Origin of the sequence: Thiosocius teredinicola, from assembly GCF_002009425.1 — a bacterium.
Taxonomy (GTDB): Bacteria; Pseudomonadota; Gammaproteobacteria; order Chromatiales; family Chromatiaceae; genus Thiosocius; species Thiosocius teredinicola.
Genome location: NZ_CP019936.1, coordinates 2,829,993 through 2,852,182 on the forward strand (window position 1 = coordinate 2,829,993; position 22,190 = coordinate 2,852,182).

Sequence of the window (22,190 nt, forward strand, 5' to 3'; positions counted from 1 at the left end):
CCAGGCCCCGGCGGTTCGTTTAGCCGAACTGCTCCTCTTCGGTCGAACCGGTCAGTGCGGTAACCGACGAAGCGCCACCCTGAATCACGGTGGTGACATCGTCGAAGTAACCGGCGCCGACTTCCTGCTGGTGCGATACGAAGGTGTAACCCTTCTCGCGTGCAGCGAATTCCGGCTCCTGGACCATTTCGGTGTAGTGCTTCATGCCTTCGCCACGAGCGTATGCATGCGCGAACTGGAAGGTGTTGTACCAGTTGACATGGATACCCGCCAGGGTGATGAACTGGTACTTGTAGCCCAGTGCCGACAGCTCGTCCTGGAACGAGGCGATCTGCGATTCGCTGAGGTTGGCTTTCCAGTTGAACGACGGCGAGCAGTTGTACGACAACAGCTGACCCGGGTTCTCTGCCAGAACCGCCTGGGCGAATTCACGCGCGAAGCCGATGTCCGGCTTGCCGGTCTCACACCACACCAGGTCGGCGTACGGTGCGTAGGCCACGCCACGGCTGATCGACTGCTCGAGGCCGTTCTTCACGCGGTAAAAGCCTTCCGCAGTACGCTCACCGGTGCAGAACGGCTTGTCGTTTGCGTCGACGTCGGAGGTCAGCAGGTTGGCTGCTTCGGCATCGGTACGTGCCAAAACGATGGTCGGAACGCCCATCACGTCTGCTGCCAGACGCGCGGCGATCAGCTTCTGTACGGCTTCCGAGGTCGGAACCAGCACCTTGCCGCCCATGTGGCCGCACTTCTTAACGGCTGCCAGCTGGTCTTCGAAATGCACACCAGCGGCGCCTGCGCCGATCATGTTCTTCATCAGTTCGAATGCGTTGAGCACGCCGCCGAAACCGGCTTCCGCGTCAGCGACGATCGGCAGGAAGTAGTCGACGAACTCTTCGTCGCCCGGGTTTACACCGCGGCCCCACTGAATCTCATCGGCACGCTTGAAGGTGTTGTTGATGCGGCGAACCATGGTCGGTACCGAATCGTAGGCGTACAGCGACTGGTCCGGGTACATGGTTTCGGAGGTGTTGCCGTCGGCGGCGACCTGCCAGCCCGACAGGTAAACCGCTTCCAGGCCGGCTTTGGCCTGCTGCATTGCCTGACCGGCGGTGATTGCGCCGAACGCATTCACGTAGCCTTTCTTGGCGCTGCCGTTCACCAGCTCCCACAGCTTCTCCGCGCCGCGGCGTGCCAGGGTGTATTCAGGCTGGATCGATCCGCGCAGGCGGACAACGTCTTCCGCCGAGTAGCCGCGCTTGACGTTCGCCCAACGTGGATTTTCGGCCCAATCCTTCTCGAGCGCCTTGATCTGTTCGTCTCTGGTCATGGTCTAACTCCCGTCTATGCCATTGTTTTCTGTCGAGATGCGCCGGGCCGGACATAAAACCGGGCAACCAGCCGGACCGCAGCGAGCATCTACAAGTCGAACGTTTTGTTGCGTTGCAACAATCTTGTAAAACTAACCTCTAGCGTAGGTTTTGATCAATCACAAAATCGCCGTGCTGCCGTGCCTGGAGAATTCGTGCATGATGATTTTTTAATATTAAATAACAACAAGTTATAGCAGCTTGTATAAATTTGCTCCGCGCGCCAATCGCGCTAAATGCAAAGCATTGATAAACCCTATCCTCGAACACCCCGTCGGCGTCGAGCGACGCACCCTTCCGCTACCTACAGCGCGTTCTCGGCCAGCACGTACGGCAGGTACTGCGGCTCCCACACCCGCGAACGCACGTATTCGCTCAAACCGGCCAGATCGTCGGGATCGAGGTCGGAACGGCCCGCCGAACCGTCACGCAACGCAACCGCAAGCACGCGTGCGGCGACGGTCATGCTGACCTCGCGCAGATCGTTGATCGGCGGGAAGATGAGTTCACGCGACTGGTAGTGGCGTTCGGTGTACTCGGCGAGCGCGAAGGCCGATTCGATGATCATGGCGTCGCTGATCCGGTGGCAGCGGCCGAGAATGGCGGCGAACCCGATGCCGGGGAACACGAAGGCGTTGTTGCCCTGCCCGACCGGATGGCGTTTGCCCTCGTATTCGACATCGTCGAACGGGCTGCCGGTCGCAATGATCGCCTTACCCTCAGTCCAGGCGACCAGGTCCTGCGGAATCGCCTCGCAATTCGAGGTCGGGTTCGACAACGGAAAGATGATCGGTCGCTCGGCGTTGCGCGCCATGTGTTTCACGATCGGTTCCGAGAACAACCCGCTGACACCGGTGAGGCCGAGCAGGATGGTCGGCTTGGCCTGATCGATAACTTCCATCAGCGACGGCACCTCGCCGGCGATCGTCCAACCGGCATAGGTATCGGCAAACTGGCTGACTGGCAGCTGGTATTCCTGCGACGACACGCCGTCGACCACCAGACCGTGCGCATCCATCACGAACATCTGCCGCCGGGCCTGTTCGCGCGTCAGGCCTTCGTGCACCAGGCCATCCTGAATCGACTTGGCGACGCCCACACCGCCGGCGCCGGCGCCGACAACCACGATACGTTGTTTGGCGAGCGATTCACCTTTCAGCTTGCACGCCGCGATCAGGCCGGACAGGGTCACCGCGCCGGTGCCCTGGATATCGTCGTTGAACGATGAGATGCGATCCTTGTAGCGCGCCAGCACCTTGAAGGCGACGTCCTTGGCGAAGTCTTCCCATTGGATCGTGGCCTTGGGCCAACGACGTTTGACGGCGTCGACGAAACGATCCAGCAATTCGAAATAGGCATCACCGCGCAGACGCGGTTGGTGCACGCCGAGATAGTCCGGGTCTTCGAGCAACTCGGTGCGATCGGTGCCGACATCGATATTGACCGGCATCGTATGGAACGGGCTGACGCCGGCCCCTGCCGTGTACAGGGCAAGCTTGCCGATGCAGATCGCCAGTCCGCCGTGGCCCTGGTCGCCGATACCGAGAATCGCCGATGCGTCGGTCGCAACGATCATGCGCACGTTGTACAGCGGATAGTCGGCCAGGATCTGATCGATGTGATCGATGTTGGCCGGCGATACCGTGATGCCGCGCGGCGCCTGGTACAGATCGCTGTACTGCTGCACCGCCTTGCCGACGGTCGGCGTATACACGATCGGCATCATCTCCTGCAGATGCTCTTGCAGCATTGCGTAGAAGCGCACCTCAGAGCGTTCCTGCATACCGCGCAGGTATTGATACTTGGAGATGTCATCCGGCTGTCGGCAATAGCCGCGGTACAGGCGCGCAACCTGCTGTTTCAGACCGCACACCTGCGGCGGCAGCATGCCTTCGAGCCCAAGTTCGAGGCGCTCACGTTCATTGAACGCCGTGCCCTTGTTGGTGGCGGCCATCCTCAACAGCGCATTACCTCGCAGATAAACTTCCAGGTAAGCGTTGCCGTTGTCGTCGTGCTTGTACGAGAAATAGGGGCTCAGGCGCGCCATTGCTGCTCCAAAGTGATCAGGCTACGTTTTCAAGCGTAGCTTTCAACTGTGCACGCCGTGCGTGCAATACCGGTTCGGTGTAACCATTGGGCTGCACCCGCCCCTTCAACACCAGGTCGAGCGCGGCGTGGAAAGCGACGCCGTCGAAACCGGGGGCCATCGGCTTGTAGGCCGGATCCTGCGCGTTCTGCTTGTCGACGACGACGGCCATGCGCTTGAACGTCTCCATAACCTGCGCCTCGTCGCAGATGCCGTGGTGCAGCCAGTTGGCCATGTGCTGACTCGAGATACGCAGCGTTGCACGGTCTTCCATCAGACCGACATCGTTGATGTCGGGCACCTTCGAACAACCGACGCCCTGGTCGATCCAGCGAACCACATAGCCGAGGATGCCTTGCGCATTGTTGTCGAGTTCGCGCTGGATCTGTTCAGCGTTCAACGACGTCGGATCACGCAGCAATGGCGGCGTCAGGATGTCATCGAGGCTGGCCCGCGGGCGTGACTTGAGCTCTTCCTGGCGCGCCGCCACGTCGATGTCGTGATAGTGCATAGAGTGCAGGGTCGCGGCGGTCGGCGACGGAACCCACGCACAGTTTGCCCCGGCGTTCGGGTGTGCGCCCTTGGTCTTGAGCATATTGGCCATCTGATCGGGGATCGGCCACATGCCCTTGCCGATCTGTGCACGTCCGGCCAGCCCGCAGGCCAAACCGTTGTCGACGTTCCAGTATTCGTAGGCGGCGATCCACTTCTCGTTCTTGATTTCCGCCTTCGGCAGCACCGGACCCAGTTCCATGCTGGTGTGGATCTCGTCGCCGGTGCGATCGAGGAAACCGGTGTTGATGAAGATCACGCGCTCGCTGGCGGCGCGGATGCATTCTTTGAGATTGACCGTGGTGCGGCGCTCTTCATCCATGATGCCCACCTTGAGCGTGTTTCGCGCCAGGCCCAGCACGTCTTCGACGCGGCCGAACAAGGTGTTGGTAAAGGCGACCTCTTCAGGGCCATGCATCTTGGGCTTGACGATGTAGACGCTGCCGGTGCGCGAGTTGCGGTACTTACCTTTGCCGAGCAGATCGTGCATCGCGATCAGGCTGGTCACCATCGCGTCCATGATGCCTTCCGGAATCTCGTTGCCATCCGCCATCAGGATCGCATCGTTGGTCATCAGGTGGCCGACGTTGCGCACCAGCATCATGCTGCGACCGGGCAGCACCAGGTCGCCGTCGCGCGACGAGGTGTAGACGCGATCGGAGTTCAACACACGCTCGACCGGCTGACCCTTCTTGTAGAAGGTTTCCGTCAGGTCGCCGCGCATCAGGCCCAGCCAGTTGCTGTAGACCTGCACCTTGTCTTCGGCATCGACGGCCGCGACCGAGTCTTCGCAATCCATGATCGTGGTGATCGCCGATTCGACAACGACGTCGCGTACGCCGGCCGGATGCAGCTTGGCTACCGGGTGCTCCGGGTCAATCACGATGTCGATGTGCAGACCGTTATCGCTGATCAGGATGTGGCTCAGCGCACCGTCTTTTTCGCGGTAGCCGACAAACTCGGCCGGATCGACCAGGCCTGTCGTGACCCCGTCCTTGAGCGTCGCTGCCAGGCCGACGTGGTCGTTGAAGCTGACCAAGGAATACTCGGTGACGTCGGCGTGCGAACCGTCGGTCAGCGGTACTGCCTTGTCGAGGAACTGAATGGCACGTGCAACCACTGCCTCGCCGCGCTTCTGATTGAAGGTCAATCCCTTTTCGAGGCCGCCGTCTTCCGGGATCACGTCGGTACCGTAGAAGGCGTCGTACAGGCTGCCCCAGCGCGCATTGGCGGCATTCAATGCGTAGCGCGCATTGTTGACCGGCACCACGAGCTGCGGACCTGCGATGTTCGCGATTTCGTCATCCACGTTTGCCGTGGTGATCGAAAAATCATCGCCTTCGGGCACCAGGTAACCGATCGCTTCGAGAAACGATTTGTACTCGCCCATGTCGAGTGCCTGGCCCTTGCGCGCCTGGCACCATTCGTCCATCTGGGCCTGGATCTGATCACGCTTGCTGAGCAGACTCTTGTTGACCGGCGCGAGGTCGACAACGAGCTTGGCAAAGCCCTGCCAGAATGCCTCGGCAGCGACGCCGGTGCCCGGCAACGCCTGCTCTTGGATGAAATCGTAAAGGGGTTTCGCGACCTGCAGGTCGCCGGCGGCTACGCGTTCTGTCATGACAACAATTCCCTAATCTACGCCTAATCTGTGGGGCGATAGACTAAGAGCGCCACAGGCGAAATTCTTATAGGGAATCTGCCGGCCTCATCATAAGCCAGCGCAATTATGGTGCATGCCATCCGTGGATAAATCCGACACTGCGCGCCGGTTTTCACCGTGTCTAATCGCGGCCTTGGGCGCCGCACATGGCTACAAACCAATCCCTTACGCGAAACAGGAACACGGTGCCCGGTAAGCGAGCGCACTGAAAGTGGCACCCACCCGCTTACCGGGCGCACGGATTGCGCACTGTGCGATCCAATGGTGAGCGCCGAATCGACCGCAAAATCCACCTTTTCTTCCACGATGTGGAAACGGTTATTGCGGCGTACCACCGGGTGGTAGGAGAGAAAGCGTTAGGAATGAAACGAGATGGATGGGGTGCCGGCGCATACACACCGGCACCCGCTGGACGGGTCTGACTCAGGAGCGCTTATCCAGCCACTCCCCGATCGCCGGCGGAATGGTCTTCTGCGCCTTGCCGCTCACATAGATACCGATGTGGCCACCCGGGAACGACAGCTCGGTGTAGTCCTTGGTACCGACGTGCTTTTCGAGCGCCTTGGAGGCGTCCGGCGGCACCAGGTGATCCTGCTCGGCGAACACGTTGAGCACCGGCATCGTGACCTTGCGCAAGTTGACGATCTCGTCGCCGATCTGCACCTCGCCCTTGATCAGCTTGTTCTGCTGGAAGAAATCCTTGATGAACTGACGGAAGGTCTCGCCTGCCTGGTCGGGGCTGTCGAAGATCCACTTCTCCATGCGCATAAAGTTCTTCAGCGCCTTGGGATCGTCCATCAGGTCGACCACGCCCAGGTACTTCTGCGCCATCAGCTGGTAAGGCTTCAGGTTCAGGAAGGTCCAGTTCAGCATCTCGCCCGGGATATTGCCCTGGGTGTCGACCAGCAGATCGATGTCGACGTTCTGTACCCAGTGGCTGAGCATATTGTCCGGCGTCTTGAAGTCGACCGGGGTGACCATGGTCACCAGGTTCCTGACCTTCTCCGGATGCATCGCGCTGTAGCACAGGCTGAATGCCCCACCCTGGCAGATGCCGAGCAGGTTGACCTTGTCGATACCGTGGCGCGCACAGATCACGTCGACGCAGCGATCGAGGTAGCCGTTGATGTAGTCGTCCATGGTCAGGAAGCGGTCGGCCGCATCCGGGTAGCCCCAATCGATCAGGTACACATCCTGACCGGCATCGAGCAGACCGCGAATGGTCGAGCGGTTCTCTTGCAGGTCGGTCATGTACGGCCGGTTGACCAGCGCGTAAACGATCAGCAACGGTGTCTTGTTCTTCGCCGGCGTTTCGCTCTTGTAGCGATACAACACCATCTTGTCTTCTTTGTAGACCGGTTCTTTCGGCGTCACCCCGGACGGGATGTCACCGACGTCCATCAGGTTGCCGACACCTTTGGCCAGTTTTTCGTTGAAGTCGCGAGCCTCGTTGAGGATCTCGTCGGGACGCAGTTGAAAAGGAAGCATGCGGAATATCCCCTGTGGAATCTCGTGTCGTTAACCCAGCAGTTTCTTGGCCTGCCCGATCCAGTCTTCGCGCAGAATACGTCCCTGCGCCTTGAGCGTTTCATCGAGCTCTTCGGCAAACTTGGTGTTGATCTCCGCCAGCCGCGCGAAGTTCTTGATGCCCTGCTCGTACAGCTTCTCGGCCATCTTCGGACCGATGCCCTTGATTTGGGTCAGGTCGTCTTCCGAGTCTTCGATCGGCAGGCTGTCCTGTGCCGGCGCCTTGGCCTTCGGCTTGGCTTTGGCCGATGCAGCGCGGCTGCCGCCGGCCGCACTGCCCTTGCTCAGTTTCTCGATCTGGGCGCGCAACTCGGCAATCTCTTTTTCCAGGTGGCGCTTGTCGCGGCGATGCTCCTGCTGGCGACGCTGCACGGTATCCATCTCGGTGCGCGTCGGCAGGTTCATCAGCTCGTACTGCTGTTCGGCGAGGTGGTTCATATCCTGGCGAACGCGCATCAGGGCGTTGACCAGATCGCCGTAGACCACCTGGTACTCGTCGCTCATCGCGAAATCGGCGTAAGCCTCTTCGCTGGCGTCGACCCACATGTCGTACAGGGCACGCAGGCTCTCGATCTTCTCGCCTTTCTCGTGCAGTTCGCGCCAGCCGTTCTGCACCGACTCGAGCGAGGCCAGCGCCGTCTTGGCGAACGCCAGCTTATAGGCGCGCAGCGAGTCGTGATAAGCCAGGAGGTGACGCGCCAGCTGCTGCAGACGCTCCTGCTGCTCGCGGTTGTAACCCAGGCCCGGCATCGACAGCGCGCGGCAGAACTGCTCCTGCGCCGCACCGATACCCGGCATCTCGACACCGCCCGGCAGGTGGCCTTCGGCGACATCCTTGAGGTAGCTCTGCGACATGTTGAGCCAGGGCGCAACCGAATCGGCAAGCTGCGCCCAGCTGCTCAGTGCGGTGCCGCTGATACCCGGCAGATCAGGTGTCGCGATATCAATGTTGTTCTGTATCTGGGTGATCCACTGCTGCAGCATCGCCTGCATCGACGACATCCAGAACTGCATGGCCGCTTCCGGCTGATCATCCGACGATGCCGAAAACGCGCCCTCGGCCATCGACATGAAAGACTTGCCCATATCGTAGAAACGCTGCGCAACCGAGCTGAGGTCGCCCTCGACGCCGGGTTTCAGACTCGACCACCACTGTTCCAGTGCCCCGATGAAAGGGTTACTGTTGGCGGCGTTGGCAAACGGGTTGACGCTGAATGCGTTCTGCGCGAACGGATTTTGCGCGAATGGATTCTGGGCGAATGCATTGGCGGCAAACGGGTTTTGCGCGAAGGCATTGGCGGCGAACGGATTCATGCCGGCAAACGGGTTGTTCGGCGTACTGCCCATGCCGAGGCCCATACCGCTGTTTTTGGCAAAGTCGTTCCAGGTTTCCCAGTATTTGCGCTGGGTTTCTGCCCAGTCTTTCAGCACTGACTCGTTCCAGAAATTCGGATTGGTACTCATAATTTGGAGGTCCAGATAATTGTTGGCAGTAGCAAATGCGGCCCATCAACCGGGTTTGATTCCGGAATTGTGCGTTGCACCAAAACACGTTAACATGCGCTCTTGTGCAGTGCAACAAAGTTCAGACGGCGCGACCGGGCAGCAGCAGAATAAATCCGGCGCAACGCTGGCATTCTAGTGATCTTTAGCGCCCCCTGCTCAATCCCAGGGGACGTATCAATCGGAGGATTTCATGAGCAAAGATGTCGTTATCGTCGCCGCCGCGCGCACCGCAATCGGTTCTTTCGGCGGCAGCCTGGCGGGCGTTCCCGCACACCGCCTGGGCGCCACCGTGGTCAAAAACCTGCTGGAACGCACCGGTCTCAAATCGGACCAGATCGACGAGGTCATTCTGGGCCAGGTGCTGACCGCCGGTAGCGGCCAGAACCCCGCGCGCCAAACGGTCATCGAGGCAGGCCTGTCGCAGGAAACGCCGGCCATGACCATCAACAAGGTTTGCGGAAGTGGCCTCAAAGCCGTGCACCTCGCCTTCCAGGCCGTGCAGTGCGGTGACGCAGACATCGTGATCGCTGGTGGCCAGGAAAACATGAGCGCCTCGCCGCACGTACTGCCCTCGTCGCGCAACGGCAAGATGATGGGTGACTGGGCCATGACCGACACCATGATCAAAGACGGTCTGTGGTGCGCGTTCAACGACTGCCACATGGGCATCACCGCCGAGAACATCGCCGAGAAGTACAGCTTCACCCGTGCCGAGCAGGATCTGTTCGCCGCCGAATCGCAGAACCGTACCGAGAAGGCCCAGGCGGCCGGTAACTTCGATGCCGAGATCGTGCCGGTCGAGATCCCGCAGCGCAAAGGCGATCCGGTAGTTTTCGCCAAGGACGAATTCCCACGCGCCGGCACCACTGCAGAGAAACTCGGCGGCCTGCGTCCTGCGTTCAAGAAAGACGGCACCGTAACCGCCGGCAACGCCTCGGGCATCAACGATGGGGCGGCCGCTGTTGTGGTCATGTCGGCGGAAAAGGCCGCCGAGCTGGGTCTGAAGCCGCTGGTCAGAATCGTGTCCTTCTCCAGCGCCGGCGTCGATCCGGCGATCATGGGCACCGGCCCGATCCCGGCCACCCAGAAATGCCTGGAAAAGGCCGGCTGGTCGGTCGGCGATCTGGATCTGGTCGAAGCCAACGAGGCCTTTGCCGCCCAGGCGATGTCGGTCAACAAGGAACTGGGCTGGGATACCGCCAAGGTCAACGTCTCCGGCGGCGCCATCTCGATTGGTCACCCTATCGGCGCATCCGGTGCGCGCGTACTCGTCACTCTCCTCCACGGCATGCAGCGTGAACAGGCCAAAAAAGGTTTGGCTACACTCTGTATTGGCGGCGGTCAAGGCGTCGCCATGGCCGTAGAGAGCGTGGAGTGATATGCATGAGTTAAAAGATAAGGTAGCACTAATAACCGGTGGAACAGGTGGTATCGGCACGGCGATCTGTCAACGATTGGCAGCCGCCGGTGCCCGTATCGCCACCACCTACAGAAACCAGGAAAAGGCCGAGGCCTGGGCCGCCGAGCAGGATTACGATCCGGTCCTGATCGCTTGTGACGTCGGTGATTACGACGATTGCGCAAAGATGAAAACCCAGTTGGATGACGCGCTGGGCAACGTCGACATCGTGATCAACAATGCCGGGATCACACGCGACGCGTCGTTTAAGAAGACCTCTGTCGAACACTGGCGTGCGGTAATCAACGCCGACCTCGACAGCGTGTTCAACGTCTGCCACCAGTTCGTTAACGGCATGGCCGAACGCGGCTGGGGACGGGTGGTCAACGTGTCGTCGATCAACGGGCAGAAAGGCTGTTTCGGCCAGACCAACTACTGTGCCGCCAAGGCGGGCATGCACGGTTTCACCATGGCGCTGGCGCAGGAAGTGGCGCGCAAGGGCGTGACCGTTAACACGGTATCGCCCGGCTACATCGCCACCGACATGGTCATGGCCGTTCGCGAAGATGTACGCGAGCAGATCATTGCCCAGATCCCGGTAGGACGGCTCGGCCGGCCGGAAGAGATCGCCGGGCTGATCGCCTTCTTAGTGTCCGACGATGCCGGCTTCATCACCGGTGCCAATCTGGCCGCCAACGGCGGTCAACATATGCAGTGAAATCACCCTGTGGCGGGCAAAACACCCGCCACAGGTTGCGGTTGCGTATAATGTTCTCGTGCAGAGGGAAAACGCAATAAACCAAGGCACGAGAGGTGCCCGACTATGCCTGCTGAACGGCTGATAAAAAAGTATCCCAACCGTCGTCTCTACGACACGACAGAGAGTCGTTACATCACCTTGGATGAAGTCCGGCAGATGGTATTGCAGGAGATCCCCTTCAAGGTGGTCGATCGACAAAGCGACGAAGACATCACCCGCAACATCCTGTTGCAGATCATCATGGAACAGGAATCCGGCGGCGAGCCGCTGTTTTCGGCGGACGTGCTGTCACGCTTCATTCGCAACTACGGCGAGGCGGCGCAAAGCGGTTTTGCCGAGTATCTCGACACCAGTCTGCGTTTCTTCAGCGAACAGCAGAAGAACATTCAGGAACAGATGGGCAAGGCGCTCGAAGGCACGCCCATGGACTACTGGATGAAACTGGGCGAGCAGAATATGAAGATCTGGGGAGACATGCTGAGCGCCTCGACGACGCGCAAAAAAGAATCCTGATCTTCGGCGATGCTGTAAAAAACGGAGCCGGCCGATGGACCGCCGGCAACAATGGACTATACCTATTCCATGTAACGGAATCGGTCACACTGAACATCAGCCCATGTCGAAAGTTTCTTACTCGAACAGCAAAGACGGACATACCATCTCGATCGACGGCGACTTCGTCTTCGAACTTAACCGCACCTTTCGCTCCACCTACCAACAGGTCCCTGCCAACCAACCGGTGGTAGTCGATCTCTCAAAAACGCCTTACATCGACAGCGCCGGACTCGGCATGCTGGTTCGCCTGCATGAACATGCCGGCGGCAAGAGCGGCGCGGTCACCATCGTCGGCGCCAACGAGATGCTGAAGAAAATCTTCGAGGTCGCGAAATTCGATCGCATGTTCACGATCAAGTGAGTCCGCGCCTCACGCCTCAGCCAACCTGCTGGCGAACACTCAACTGATGCGATTGCGGCCGTAGAGCGCCGCCACGCGGTAGGCCTCGGCCATCGTCGGGTAGTTGAATGTCGTGCCGATGAAATAGTTGATCGAATTGGCCTCGCCCTTCTGCGACATGATGGCCTGGCCGATATGCACGATCTCCGAAGCCTGTTCACCAAAGCAGTGGATGCCGAGCAGTTCGAGCGTGTCGCGGTGAAATAGAATCTTCAGCATGCCCACCCGGCGCCCGGCGATCTGCGCACGCGCCAGGTTCTTGAAGTCGGCCCGACCGACCTCGTAAGGAATGTTCTGCTCCGTCAGCTCTTTTTCGGTCTTGCCGACCGAACTGATCTCGGGACTGGTGTAGATGCCTGTCGGAAACTCGCCCAGCAGCTGCCAGTCGCAACTGCCGTCGGCGATCAGGTGACCGACGAAACGCCCCTGGTCATAGCTCGCACTGGCCAACGCCGGCGGACCGATCACATCGCCGATCGCATAAATGTTCTCGACCGCGGTGCGGAAGGTCTCGTCGACCTCGATCTGGCCACGTTGATTGATCTCCACCCCAACCTCGGCCAGCCCCATGTCTTCGGTGTTGCCGCTGCGCCCGTTGGCCCAGAACAGCACATCCGAGCGCACCTCCCTGCCCGACTTGCAGCGCACGACCACACCCGCATCGGTCGATTGGACCTTGTCGATCGATTCGTTATGCACGATCACGACGCCCTGATCGCGCAAGTGGTAACTCAAGGCATCGGTGATCTCGTCGTCGAGGAACGACAACAGACTGTCACGCGTATTGATCAGCGTCACCTTGACATCGAGGTTGGCGAAGATCGACGCGTACTCACAGCCGATCACGCCGGCGCCGAAGATGGTGACCCGCCGCGGGGTATGCGTCAGCTCCAGTACGGTATCGCTATCGAGAATGCGCGGGTCGGTGAAATCCAGGTTCGGCGGCCGATACGGGCGCGAGCCGGTGGCGACGACGAAGTGCTTAGCACGCACGCGCAGCGCATTGCCCGACGGCCTTTCGATCTCGATGCAATTGGCATCCAGAAAGCGTGCCCGGCCATGGATCACGTCGACGAAGTTTCTGCCGTAGAAGCGGTGCCGCATGCTGACCTGCTTGGCGATGACCTCATCGGCGGTCTTGAGCAGTTGCGGCCAGGAGACATCCATCGTGCCGACGGTATGTTCGAACAAGGGATGGTGGCGGTAATCCGCCAACAACTGGATGGCATGGCGCAAGGCCTTGCTGGGAATCGTGCCCTTGTGTGTGCAGTTCCCACCGACCTGGTCGTGCATCTCGACGACGGCGACACGATTGCCTTCCTTCGCCAGTTTCATGCTGGCGCCCTCGCCGGCAGGACCGCTACCGATGACGACGACGTCGTATTCCTGCATCAAATCCACTCCTGTTGTTGTGCCCGCCACTATGCCCCAGTGACTGTAGGGACGTCATGGTTTAACACAATGCTTACCGTTGCCCAGTTTCGAAGGTTATACGGGACCGCCCGGATTTGCAGGTCGCGTAATTGGTCTACAGTTCAAAAAAGGCCCTTCTGGCCGCCACAGTATGCGGCAGTGGAGTGTTTTTTGATGCGCAAAGACTGGCTCTCGAAGTACGTGCTTCCCAAATGGTCCGACGATCATTCGCCGGATCACGAACACCCGCACCGCCGTCGGTTCACCCGCCGCTATCGGCGCAAGCAGGGCATCGTCAAAAACATCTGGATCGCCAGCGGCGTCATGATGATCATCCAGGCCTCGCCGGGCATCATCATGGCGATGGCGCTCGGCACTACCTTCCTGTCGTTCGTCATCCTCGACGAAACCCAGTAGCTGGCTCCCGTTCGCACCGCCACAACGCGTGCCCCAGACCGTGGCGCACCGATTTAAGGCATGGCGTTCGCGTTTAGACAGTTCTGCCGTGACCTGTTAAAAAGCAAAGTCACGGAACACCACTGTGTCGCAAGCAGGTCGCGCCTACGGTGCACCACAGATCAAACGTCCACGCCCAAGCCGTTGCGAGAACGATGCCATTTTTTGAAGAGAATCCGCTGGAGAAACTGGTCTTCAAGCCCGGCGACGCCGAAGCCGAGCTCGATCTGAAAGGCCTGGCCACCAATGAGGCGATGGAGAAGGTCGAAGACCTGCTCGCCGCCGAGGTATCGGCAGCAAGCTATCTGATCACCTTCGACGGCGCACGCGACGACGGCCGCGAGACCCTGTTTCTGCCGCTCGGTCGACGCCTGTTGCAGGCGCGCCGCGACGGCCGGATCAGCCGCTGCCTGCCGGCATCCGACGGCACCGGCTACTTCATTGCCTTCGGTGGCGAGGCGTCAGACGGCAATTAGCGGCAGCTGACGGCGCGCCGGTTCGAGCTTGGCGCGCAGCCTTGCACAGCGTGTCTGACGTTCATGGGTCTCGCACTGCACCGCATAATGCATCGCGGCATGCAGATCGCGCCGGCGATGTTCGTAGTATTTGCTGAGTTCGAGCGCCGCCTCGGCATTGCCGTCTGCCGACAACGTCGACCACACCGCGACCGCGCGTCGCCAATCGCCTTGGCGTCGATAGCGTCGGGCCTTCCATAGCTGCCCGCGTTCATCGAGCTGGTCCGCCGCGCCCTCCCACACCTGCAGTGCCAGCTGTGGGTAGCCCGCGTCATCCCAGGTGCGACCGATCGAGGCATAATCAACGCCGGTGCGTTTGCTGCCGTTGTAATCGGCCAGCAGGCGGCGGTGCAGCTGTGCCAGCGACAGCACATCTTGAAAGTTATGCGCCAGCGTCTGCGCCAGTTGCCGCGTCGCGCCCCGTTGTAGCCAGGCACGCCATGCCACCGGTGCCTCGGCACCCGGCAGGTCGTTCAGCCGGTGCAGATCGAGCAGTTCACGTTCGGCGGTCTGCAAGCGGCAATCGGGCCAGTGCAATCGATAGGCGCGGCGTACCGTGTACATCAGGTCGAGATGGGCAGCACCACTCAACACGTCATCGACACGATGCAGCCGCAGGCGCGCCGCCAACAGCGGAATGTCGAAGCACTTGCCGTTGTAGCTGACCAATACCGGGTCTTCGCCCAACCAGTCACTCAGCTCGCACAACAGGCGCGACTCACCGGCCATGTTGGCCAGCGTGAACTGACGCAGGGCCAATGTGCCATCTTCGTTGTAGCGCGCCATGCCGACCATGAAGGCCAGGTTGCCGACACCGCCGGACAGGCCGGTGGTTTCCGTATCGATGTATACCCAGTTCGGATCGCGCAGGTGCGCGACCTCGGGCAGCGCCGTCAGCGGCAGGTCGTGCGGATCGCAACACATCGACCGTGTGGCGCTGTGAACGACGACACCGTCGATCTCGATATCGGCCGACAACGCCGTCGCAAGGTTCGCCGAGGATTTACATTGTTGCGCTGTGCCGCGCGAGCGCACGGTGTGCTGCAAACGATCGGCAACCGACATCGCTGCCCGAGGTGGCGCCTGCCCGCGCAAGCGGTCGAGTTTGCCGGCGAGACTCACGACGGACGCTCGCCCGTTGCATCGCCGCGCAACAGATCGAGCACGGTCAACGCCAGGGCCTTGGGCGAGTAGCCGCGCTCTTCGTCACTGGCCAGCACCGGGCCGACACACGCCGGACAACCGAAGCGGCAGTCGCAGGCGAGCACCATGTCGTGCGCACCGCTCACGATCCCGGCCTGACGCTGATACAACGGCTCCGACAAGCCGATGCCACCCGGGTGGTTGTCGTACAGAAACACGGCCGGCCTGAACTGGCCCTGGAAGTCCGGCGCCACTTCGTCACCCGACACATCGCGCATCTGGCCACGGCCGTTGGCGCCCTGCGTCGCAAACCAGCGGCCGTCACCGTCACCGACCGCACGCCCGAGGTCACTCGCCTCGCTCATCGACTGCAAAGCAGCAACGTGATGCATCGCATAGGCCGCACCGAGAAAGCCGTCCAGCGCCATCTGGCGCGACGGCAGCGCAGCTTCGAGCTCGCCCGGCTTGATCTCCCACCAGACGGCGGTCGTGTGCATCTCCTGGTCCGGCAGATTGATGTTGCCGTAGCCGATGTTTTCATGGGTGTAATAGCGAATCTTCTTGTAGCCGGCGAAGCGCCGCACCAGATGCACCTCGCCGTGCGCGACGCGCGCCTTCGCCAGGGCGGCCTCGGCAAAACGTTCAAGGATCTTCAGCCGCGTGTAGACGACGGCATCGGTGTAGTAGTCGGCGCGTGTCGGCCGCACATAGGCCTTGCGACCTTCCCAGTCGAGCGACTCCACCTGGTACGGCGCGGCCTGCACCATGTAGATCGCACCTTCGTACAAGGTATCGGGCGCCGAGTGATAGTCGACCTCGGCGATAATCTGGCGTCCGTCGTGTTCCTGGTCGATCACCAGAAAGTTACCCTCGGCCACCGAGCGCAGCGACACCGAGTTGGCCGGATAGGCGTCGGTTACCCAGTACCAGGTATCCCCCTCGTGATGCAGCACGCCCTGATCGGCGAGGTACTGCAGAAACTCGCTCAAAGACGCCTGCGTGCCGAAGTCTTCACCGGGCTTGAACGGCAGTTCGAACGCCGCACAGCGGATGTGATCGAGCAGCACCAGCAGTTGGTCCGGGTCGATGCGGGCATGCTCGGGCGAGGCGCCGAGAAAAAAGTCGGGGTTGCGCACGATGTACTGATCGAGTGGCTCGCTGCCGGCGACCATGACACCGAGCGACGTGCGATTGCGCCGCCCCGCCCGCCCCAGGCGTTGCCAGGTCGCGGCGATACTACCCGGGTAGCCGTTCAGCACACACACATCCAGGCTGCCGATATCGACACCGAGTTCCAGCGCCGAGGTACTGATCACGCAATCGATGCTGCCGTCGCGCAATCGCTTCTCGGTCTCACGACGTTGCGTCGGCAGGTAACCGCCACGGTAGGCAAACACGCGTGGCGTGCGCCGTGGGTCTTTATCGAACACGTCCTTGAGGTACTTGGTGAGCACCTCGACCATCAAGCGCGAGCGCGCAAACACGATGCTCTTGAGCCCACTGCGCGTGGCATAGCGCGCGATGCGGTTGGTCTGTGAACGCGCCGACGCGCGGATGCCGAGATCGGGATTGATCACCGGCGGATTCCACAACAACAGGCGACGCTCGCCCTGCGGTGCACCGCTGCGTGTGACCGCAGACACCGGCTCGCCCAGCAGTCGTTCGGCCAGTTCGACGGGATTGGCGATGGTCGCCGAGCAGAACACGAACTGTGGTTTTGCACCATAGAACGCCAGGATGCGTTTCAGACGGCGGAACAGGTTGGCGACATGACTGCCGAACACCCCACGGTAGGTGTGCATCTCGTCGATCACGACGTACTTGAGGTTCTCGAAGAACTGCGCCCACTTGGTGTGATGCGGCAGGATCGCCTGGTGCAGCATATCCGGGTTGCTGACGACGATGTCGCCGCGCGTGCGCACCGCCTTGCGCGCATCGCCCGGCGTATCGCCGTCGAAGGTATAAGCGCGCACACCCAGGTCGCCCGCCTGGTTCAGCGCCAACAACTCGGCGACCTGATCCTGCGCCAACGCCTTGGTCGGAAAAAGATACAGCGCCTTGCCCTGGCCGTTGGCTACCGTCTGCAGCACCGGCAGGTTGTAGCACAGCGTCTTGCCCGACGCGGTCGGTGTTACTACCACGAAATGCCGCCCCTGCTCGGCATGCGCCCAGGCCTCGGCCTGATGCGAATACAGTTGGGTGATGCCGCGGCTTGCGAGCGCCGCACGCAGGCGCGCGTCGAGCGACTCCGGCAACGGGCATTGCTGTGCCGCCTTGGCCGGCAAGGTCAGCTCGGCGCAGATGCGGTCCTTGTAGCGCGACTTCAGGCGCTCGGTCAGGCGGTCGACCGGATCGGCTTCAACGGCAGGTAACGGCGATGGCAATGCCGACATGGCAAAGTTCTCTCGATGTTCTATAATCGGGCCAGTATAGAACAGATTCAGAACTTTTCGACAACACAGGGAGAACAGCATGGTCCCCCCGACATTGACGCGGCGCCAGCAGGAAATCTTCGACTACCTGCGCGAACACCTCGACGAGTTTGCCCACCCGCCGACGCTCGACGAGCTGTGCGATGCACTCGGGCTCAAGTCGCGAGGATCGCTGCACAAACAGATCCAAGCGCTGATCGAGGCCGGTCTGGTCGAACCGATGAACAACCTGCGCCGCGGCATCCGCCTGGTGGAAGACGACGAGCCGGTGGTCGGCGCCGACAACGACGCCCTGCCCCTGTACGGCTACATCGCCGCCGGCCGACCGATCGAGGCCATCAGCAATCCCGAAACGATCGAGGTGCCGCCGCAGCTACGCACGCCCAACCCCTGCTATGTGCTCGAGGTGCGCGGCGACTCGATGATCGAAGAAGGCATCTTCGACGGCGACTGGGTGGTGATCGAACACCGCGATCAGGCGCGTAACGGCGAGATCGTCGTGGCCCTGGTCGATGGCGAAGAGGCGACCTTGAAACGTCTGGAGAAAGGTTCAAACGAAGTGGTGCTGCATCCGGCCAACGCGAGCCTGTCGCCGATGCATTTTTCACCCGAGCGGGTGCAGATTCAGGGAGTGCTGGTCGGTCAGATGCGGCGCTATCACTGAAGCGGATAGCGCCGGCAGTGGTTGCGGTTAACGCAACCACCGCTTGAAGGTGTGCTTAGTGTTTCTGCGGAAAGTAGATGCCGTCTTTGAAACCCTTGAACATCGTTTCAACCGCCGGGTGCGACACGGGTGCCATGTCCGGGGCCGCGGCGAGGTTACGCTCGGCGACGTAGGTTTCGTGTTCACTGCCGTCGACCAGGATGCGATACCAGGGCTTGTCTTTCGGCGGACGCGAGCGCGCAACGTGCTCGTACCAGGATTCCGAACCCTGGAAATCGGCGTCGACGTCGACAATCACGCCACGGTAGTTGAAGCGGTTGTGGTGGACGATCTGTCCGACAAAAAATTTAGGATTCGCCGTCATTTTGCAAGTCTCCAAACCCGGTTGATCAGGCCTCAGCGATCAGTACCGCACGCCTCGGCGCCGGATATCCCTCGATCGTTAACCCGTTATCGGCGGGGTCGAGAAAATCTGCAAGCGATTCGAATGTCATCCATGAGGTCGCACGCTGCTCGTCGGTGCCGGTCGGCGTGACGTCTACTACTTGGACTGATGAAAACCCGCAGCGTTCCAGCCAGTTATGCAACATTCCTGTCGTCGGTATGAACCACACGTTACGCATTTTGGCGTAGCGTCCCTTGGGAACCAGAAGCTGATCGTCGGGACCTTCGATCACCAGCGTTTCCAACACCAACTGCCCGCCCGGACGCAGCGTATCGCGCAGCTCGTACAGGTGGTCGATCGGCGAACGGCGGTGGTAAAGCACACCCATTGAAAACACGGTATCGAAGCGCTTCAGTTTCGCCGGTACGTCTTCGATACCGAAAGGCAGAAGTTCGACGCGTTGCGCGAGGTCGGCGTCCATCGGTGCCAACAGTTTTCTGATCGTCAGAAACTGCGCGAGAAACACATTGGTCGGATCGATACCGATAACCTGCCGTGCGCCGTCCATCGCGATACGCCAGCAGTGGTAGCCGTTGCCGCAACCCACATCCAGCACCAAGCGATCCTGCAACGGCGCAAGATGCGGCAACACGCGATCCCATTTCCAATCCGATCGCCACTCGGTATCGATGTGCACGTCGGCGATACGAAACGGACCCTTGCGCCAGGGATGCATCTCCTTCAACCGTTGCGCCAGCTCAGCAAGTTTTGCAGCGTCCGGCGTTTGCGCGGGCTGCAATGCAATGGCTCCGTCGACACAGGCCACAGCGCCCTCACCGATCGACGGAAGACCATCGATGGCATCCTGCCAGCGGTCCCAGTCGCCGTGCCTTTGTTGCTCCAAGGCACGATCGAGTTGCACCGTAATGCATTCAGACCACGCTTCAAGTCCGTTCGCACGCAGCATGGCGGCGACCTGCGAGGCATCGATCACTTATGCGCCACCATCGAGACAAAGTTGAAACACTGAAACCACAGGTCGACCCGCGAGAATCCCGCCGACGTCAGGCGCTGCTCATGCGTGGGCATGGTTTCCGGTACCAATACGTTCTCCAACGCCGTGCGCTTGCGGCTGATCTCCAACTCGCTATAGCCATTGGCACGTTTGAAGGCATGGTGCATCTCGGTCAGCAAGGTATCGGCCGCTTCGTCGCGGCCGGCGATCTTCTCCGACAGGATCAAGATCCCGCCGGGCCGCAGGCTGTCATGTATGCGGCTCAACAGCGTCAGCCGGTCTTCGCGCGGCAAGAACTGTAGCGTGAAGTTCAGCACGACGACCGACGCGTCACTGATCGGATAGTCGCGCACATCGGCGCAGACCCATTCAATTGCCGGATGGCGCGAGGCCAGGTTGTCGCGTGCGCGCTCGAGCATCGCCGGTGCGTTGTCGACACCCACCACCGTGCAGTCTTCCTCTCCTGCACCCAACGCCAGGGCAACCGTCGAGGCGCCCAGTGAACAACCGAGGTCGACCAACCGGCTGCCCGGTTGAACGTAGCGCTCCGCCAACAGCTGGATCATGTTGATGATCGCCGGATAGCCGGGCACCGAGCGCTTGATCATGTCTGGGAAGACCGCGGCAACGGCCTCGTCGAACACGAAGTCACCGCTCGCCGACTGGCCGTCGCCGGCATACAGCCGGTCTTGGTCGGGCTTATCGCTCATGGCAGTTCTAACCGACGCGCCACGAGGTCAATCACGCCAGCCATAGTCGATGGTGATCTCTTCGTCGGGTCGGATGCGGCGACGGGCATACAGTTCGAAACCGTCGAACTCGGCGTTGGGCGGCAGCGCGTGGTTGAGGAAGCGCAGCATGTTGCGGCCACTACGGCCAACCGCTTCTTCGGCGTCTTCCGTTTCATAGGCCCACAACACATACGTACCGTTGCGCTTGGCGACCGGCCCGGAGAAGGTGCCGATGTAGTCGCCTTTGCGCAGCGACGCCGCCGCGAATACGCCCTTGCCGTGAATGCCCGACTCGCTGACATACACCACCACACTGAGTTGCCCGTCGGTCGCCCGCATGTCTTGCTTGCTCATGCAGGCACCTGCACGCTCTGCATCGCCATCGGCGAACCGGCGCCTTCCACATCGCCCCAGCCGATCTGATGATGCGGCAGCGTTGCGGTATCGATATCTTTCAGTACGTCGGCCAGTGCGCGCACCGAACCATCCTGACCTTTCCACATAACCAACAGCTTCTCCATCAAAGGCAGGGCGAGGATGCCCTCGTATTCGGCGCTCGCCGCAAACACGTGACCGGCCGGCAGCACGTGACGACTCTCGGCATACAGGTATTCGTGCACATTGTGTTCGTCGACATCCGCCTGTTGCAGCAGCTCACCGATGGTCGGCAGCGTGGTCGGTATCTCGGGAACCGACGAACGCCTGCCTTGCAACAACGGAAGATAAGGGAACTTACCGCGCGTCATCGCCGAGTACTGGTAGCGCGCCCCCTGCAACGCGCCCATAAGGGCCGGATGCACCTGCCACCCGGGCGTGGCCAGTGCGACCGGCGCTTCACCGAGCGCCGCGGTGTATGTCGACCACAGTTCATCGGTTTGCTGGCGTACCCACTCATCGTCGGCATAGCCCAGCCGGATACGCCACAGCTGCGGCGAAAGCCCGAGCAGGCCGACGTCGTGGCCGTTGTCGCGGGCGTTCTTCATCCAATGCGTGCTGAGCTCGGCCAACGGCGGTGCCGGCATCAAGGTACCGTAGGCCAGTGCCGACGTACCCAGGGCCTGCCGTTGCCGCCACGTCTGCAGCGGCTGTCGCCCCGAATAATCGGCACCGAAGGGAAAGAAGAAACTGGCGCGAACCTGAAATTCGCTGAATAACCGCAAGAGGTTCGGGATTCCTTCGCGCAGACCGCGCACGGAACTGACCTCGATGCGCAAGGCAACACGCATGGAACAGAGATTTTAATTAGGAATACGAACGCTAAGTGTGAACGTCCGACAAAATGCTGACAAGGTCAGTTGGCGACGCAGGAACCTTCGTAAACGGCCATGATCGCCTTGAGTTCGGTGACCACCTCGCCGACTTCCATCGCCGAAAGACCGGCGGCCTCCGGCAACCGTTTACCCGCTTCCAATGCATCGATATCGGACCACACCGATCGGCAGCCCTTTTGACAGAGTCTTTCGACACATTGCTCAACGAGTCTTTGATTCAAAACCGCGCCCCCCAGCGAGTTTGAGACATAAGTATAACGGCATATACCCACATAGTCTCAATTAGGGAGATTACCCCCTGACGTTTCTTTACCTCAAATTGTTCTTGCTTTGTTCTCTTTTGCTGCTAG

At 60.8% G+C, this 22,190-nt stretch carries 21 protein-coding genes; 7 read left to right on the forward strand and 14 right to left on the reverse strand.

The genetic code is table 11. The features are described 5' to 3' along the window. Positions 1-19: 19 nt before the first annotated feature. From aceA to phaE, 5 genes are all read right to left on the reverse strand, one after another. Positions 20-1,327, reverse strand: coding sequence for an isocitrate lyase (aceA, locus tag B1781_RS13485; protein WP_078120158.1), 1,308 nt, complete (start codon positions 1,325-1,327; stop codon positions 20-22). A 344-nt stretch (positions 1,328-1,671) separates the two neighbouring features. Continuing rightward, the gene (locus B1781_RS13490; RefSeq protein WP_078120159.1) at positions 1,672-3,414 is read right to left on the reverse strand and encodes an NAD-dependent malic enzyme; all 1,743 of its coding nucleotides are present in this window, start codon (positions 3,412-3,414) and stop codon (positions 1,672-1,674) included. A gap of 16 nt (positions 3,415-3,430) precedes the next feature. Beyond that, a complete protein-coding gene (locus B1781_RS13495) occupies positions 3,431-5,626 on the reverse strand; it encodes a malate synthase G (protein ID WP_078120160.1) in 2,196 nt (731 codons plus the stop codon). 465 nt (positions 5,627-6,091) lie between these two features. Continuing rightward, on the reverse strand, positions 6,092-7,156 hold the full coding sequence (locus B1781_RS13500) for a class III poly(R)-hydroxyalkanoic acid synthase subunit PhaC (RefSeq protein WP_078120161.1): 1,065 nt from the start codon (positions 7,154-7,156) through the stop codon (positions 6,092-6,094). A 30-nt stretch (positions 7,157-7,186) separates the two neighbouring features. Continuing rightward, positions 7,187-8,659: a class III poly(R)-hydroxyalkanoic acid synthase subunit PhaE gene (gene phaE, locus B1781_RS13505; protein WP_078120162.1), complete on the reverse strand. Its 1,473-nt coding sequence runs from the start codon at positions 8,657-8,659 to the stop codon at positions 7,187-7,189. Between the two features lie 232 nt (positions 8,660-8,891). Between phaE and B1781_RS13510 the strand changes: the two genes are divergently transcribed. The 4 genes from B1781_RS13510 to B1781_RS13525 all read left to right on the forward strand — a co-directional run bounded on the left by B1781_RS13510 (position 8,892) and on the right by B1781_RS13525 (position 11,776). After that, positions 8,892-10,079, forward strand: coding sequence for an acetyl-CoA C-acetyltransferase (locus B1781_RS13510; RefSeq protein ID WP_078120163.1), 1,188 nt, complete (start codon positions 8,892-8,894; stop codon positions 10,077-10,079). Position 10,080: 1 nt separating this feature from the next. Continuing rightward, a complete protein-coding gene (phbB, locus tag B1781_RS13515) occupies positions 10,081-10,818 on the forward strand; it encodes an acetoacetyl-CoA reductase (RefSeq protein ID WP_078120164.1) in 738 nt (245 codons plus the stop codon). Positions 10,819-10,923: 105 nt separating this feature from the next. Further along, on the forward strand, positions 10,924-11,373 hold the full coding sequence (gene phaR, locus B1781_RS13520) for a polyhydroxyalkanoate synthesis repressor PhaR (RefSeq protein ID WP_078120165.1): 450 nt from the start codon (positions 10,924-10,926) through the stop codon (positions 11,371-11,373). A gap of 103 nt (positions 11,374-11,476) precedes the next feature. Then, positions 11,477-11,776, forward strand: coding sequence for an STAS domain-containing protein (locus B1781_RS13525; protein WP_078120166.1), 300 nt, complete (start codon positions 11,477-11,479; stop codon positions 11,774-11,776). A gap of 39 nt (positions 11,777-11,815) precedes the next feature. Here the strand turns inward: B1781_RS13525 and sthA are convergent, their stop codons facing one another. After that, positions 11,816-13,207: a Si-specific NAD(P)(+) transhydrogenase gene (gene sthA, locus B1781_RS13530; protein WP_078122061.1), complete on the reverse strand. Its 1,392-nt coding sequence runs from the start codon at positions 13,205-13,207 to the stop codon at positions 11,816-11,818. 195 nt (positions 13,208-13,402) lie between these two features. Here sthA and B1781_RS13535 point away from each other — a divergent pair, with 195 nt between their 5' ends. Together B1781_RS13535 and B1781_RS13540 are read left to right on the forward strand one after the other, a co-directional pair. Beyond that, positions 13,403-13,645 carry a hypothetical protein gene (locus tag B1781_RS13535; protein WP_125932084.1) on the forward strand — a complete coding sequence of 81 codons (243 nt, stop codon included), beginning with the start codon at positions 13,403-13,405 and terminating at the stop codon, positions 13,643-13,645. Between the two features lie 194 nt (positions 13,646-13,839). Then, positions 13,840-14,160 (forward strand): hypothetical protein, encoded by a 321-nt coding sequence (locus tag B1781_RS13540; protein WP_078120168.1) that lies wholly within the window; start codon positions 13,840-13,842, stop codon positions 14,158-14,160. Here the strand turns inward: B1781_RS13540 and B1781_RS13545 are convergent. After that, positions 14,146-15,321, reverse strand: a complete 1,176-nt coding sequence (locus B1781_RS13545) for a ribonuclease H-like domain-containing protein (protein ID WP_078120169.1) — start codon at positions 15,319-15,321, stop codon at positions 14,146-14,148. The genes B1781_RS13540 and B1781_RS13545 overlap by 15 nt on opposite strands. Further along, entirely contained in the window at positions 15,318-17,735 is a 2,418-nt protein-coding gene (locus B1781_RS13550) for a DEAD/DEAH box helicase (RefSeq protein ID WP_078120170.1), read from the reverse strand. The genes B1781_RS13545 and B1781_RS13550 overlap by 4 nt, the downstream gene beginning before the upstream one ends. A 79-nt stretch (positions 17,736-17,814) precedes the next feature. Here B1781_RS13550 and lexA point away from each other — a divergent pair, with 79 nt between their 5' ends. After that, positions 17,815-18,438: a transcriptional repressor LexA gene (gene lexA / locus B1781_RS13555; protein WP_078120171.1), complete on the forward strand. Its 624-nt coding sequence runs from the start codon at positions 17,815-17,817 to the stop codon at positions 18,436-18,438. Positions 18,439-18,493: 55 nt separating this feature from the next. Here lexA and hspQ read toward each other — a convergent pair whose 3' ends face one another. The 6 genes from hspQ to B1781_RS13585 form a co-directional block, all read right to left on the reverse strand. Continuing rightward, positions 18,494-18,802 carry a heat shock protein HspQ gene (hspQ, locus tag B1781_RS13560; protein WP_078120172.1) on the reverse strand — a complete coding sequence of 103 codons (309 nt, stop codon included), beginning with the start codon at positions 18,800-18,802 and terminating at the stop codon, positions 18,494-18,496. A gap of 25 nt (positions 18,803-18,827) precedes the next feature. Then, a complete protein-coding gene (cmoB, locus tag B1781_RS13565; RefSeq protein WP_334223722.1) occupies positions 18,828-19,817 on the reverse strand; it encodes a tRNA 5-methoxyuridine(34)/uridine 5-oxyacetic acid(34) synthase CmoB in 990 nt (329 codons plus the stop codon). Then, positions 19,814-20,548, reverse strand: a complete 735-nt coding sequence (gene cmoA, locus B1781_RS13570) for a carboxy-S-adenosyl-L-methionine synthase CmoA (RefSeq protein WP_078120173.1) — start codon at positions 20,546-20,548, stop codon at positions 19,814-19,816. The genes cmoB and cmoA overlap by 4 nt, the downstream gene beginning before the upstream one ends. Before the next feature lie 27 nt (positions 20,549-20,575). Further along, positions 20,576-20,923, reverse strand: a complete 348-nt coding sequence (locus tag B1781_RS13575; protein ID WP_078120174.1) for an SET domain-containing protein — start codon at positions 20,921-20,923, stop codon at positions 20,576-20,578. Further along, positions 20,920-21,795, reverse strand: a complete 876-nt coding sequence (locus B1781_RS13580) for a polysaccharide deacetylase family protein (protein ID WP_078120175.1) — start codon at positions 21,793-21,795, stop codon at positions 20,920-20,922. The genes B1781_RS13575 and B1781_RS13580 overlap by 4 nt, the downstream gene beginning before the upstream one ends. Positions 21,796-21,860: 65 nt before the next feature. Then, the gene (locus B1781_RS13585) at positions 21,861-22,001 is read right to left on the reverse strand and encodes a hypothetical protein (RefSeq protein WP_334223723.1); all 141 of its coding nucleotides are present in this window, start codon (positions 21,999-22,001) and stop codon (positions 21,861-21,863) included. Positions 22,002-22,190 lie beyond the last annotated feature (189 nt).

Excerpts from the sequence above, each read along its gene's own strand:
- aceA (WP_078120158.1), bottom strand. The coding sequence starts at position 1,327 with ATGACCAGAGACGAACAGATCAAGGCGCTCGAGAAGGATTGGGCCGAA.
- B1781_RS13490 (WP_078120159.1), bottom strand. The coding sequence starts at position 3,414 with ATGGCGCGCCTGAGCCCCTATTTCTCGTACAAGCACGACGACAACGGC.
- B1781_RS13495 (WP_078120160.1), bottom strand. The coding sequence starts at position 5,626 with ATGACAGAACGCGTAGCCGCCGGCGACCTGCAGGTCGCGAAACCCCTT.
- B1781_RS13500 (WP_078120161.1), bottom strand. The coding sequence starts at position 7,156 with ATGCTTCCTTTTCAACTGCGTCCCGACGAGATCCTCAACGAGGCTCGC.
- phaE (WP_078120162.1), bottom strand. The coding sequence starts at position 8,659 with ATGAGTACCAATCCGAATTTCTGGAACGAGTCAGTGCTGAAAGACTGG.
- B1781_RS13510 (WP_078120163.1), top strand. The coding sequence starts at position 8,892 with ATGAGCAAAGATGTCGTTATCGTCGCCGCCGCGCGCACCGCAATCGGT.
- phbB (WP_078120164.1), top strand. The coding sequence starts at position 10,081 with ATGCATGAGTTAAAAGATAAGGTAGCACTAATAACCGGTGGAACAGGT.
- phaR (WP_078120165.1), top strand. The coding sequence starts at position 10,924 with ATGCCTGCTGAACGGCTGATAAAAAAGTATCCCAACCGTCGTCTCTAC.
- B1781_RS13525 (WP_078120166.1), top strand. The coding sequence starts at position 11,477 with ATGTCGAAAGTTTCTTACTCGAACAGCAAAGACGGACATACCATCTCG.
- sthA (WP_078122061.1), bottom strand. The coding sequence starts at position 13,207 with ATGCAGGAATACGACGTCGTCGTCATCGGTAGCGGTCCTGCCGGCGAG.
- B1781_RS13535 (WP_125932084.1), top strand. The coding sequence starts at position 13,403 with ATGCGCAAAGACTGGCTCTCGAAGTACGTGCTTCCCAAATGGTCCGAC.
- B1781_RS13540 (WP_078120168.1), top strand. The coding sequence starts at position 13,840 with ATGCCATTTTTTGAAGAGAATCCGCTGGAGAAACTGGTCTTCAAGCCC.
- B1781_RS13550 (WP_078120170.1), bottom strand. The coding sequence starts at position 17,735 with ATGTCGGCATTGCCATCGCCGTTACCTGCCGTTGAAGCCGATCCGGTC.
- lexA (WP_078120171.1), top strand. The coding sequence starts at position 17,815 with ATGGTCCCCCCGACATTGACGCGGCGCCAGCAGGAAATCTTCGACTAC.
- hspQ (WP_078120172.1), bottom strand. The coding sequence starts at position 18,802 with ATGACGGCGAATCCTAAATTTTTTGTCGGACAGATCGTCCACCACAAC.
- cmoA (WP_078120173.1), bottom strand. The coding sequence starts at position 20,548 with ATGAGCGATAAGCCCGACCAAGACCGGCTGTATGCCGGCGACGGCCAG.
- B1781_RS13575 (WP_078120174.1), bottom strand. The coding sequence starts at position 20,923 with ATGAGCAAGCAAGACATGCGGGCGACCGACGGGCAACTCAGTGTGGTG.
- B1781_RS13580 (WP_078120175.1), bottom strand. The coding sequence starts at position 21,795 with ATGCGTGTTGCCTTGCGCATCGAGGTCAGTTCCGTGCGCGGTCTGCGC.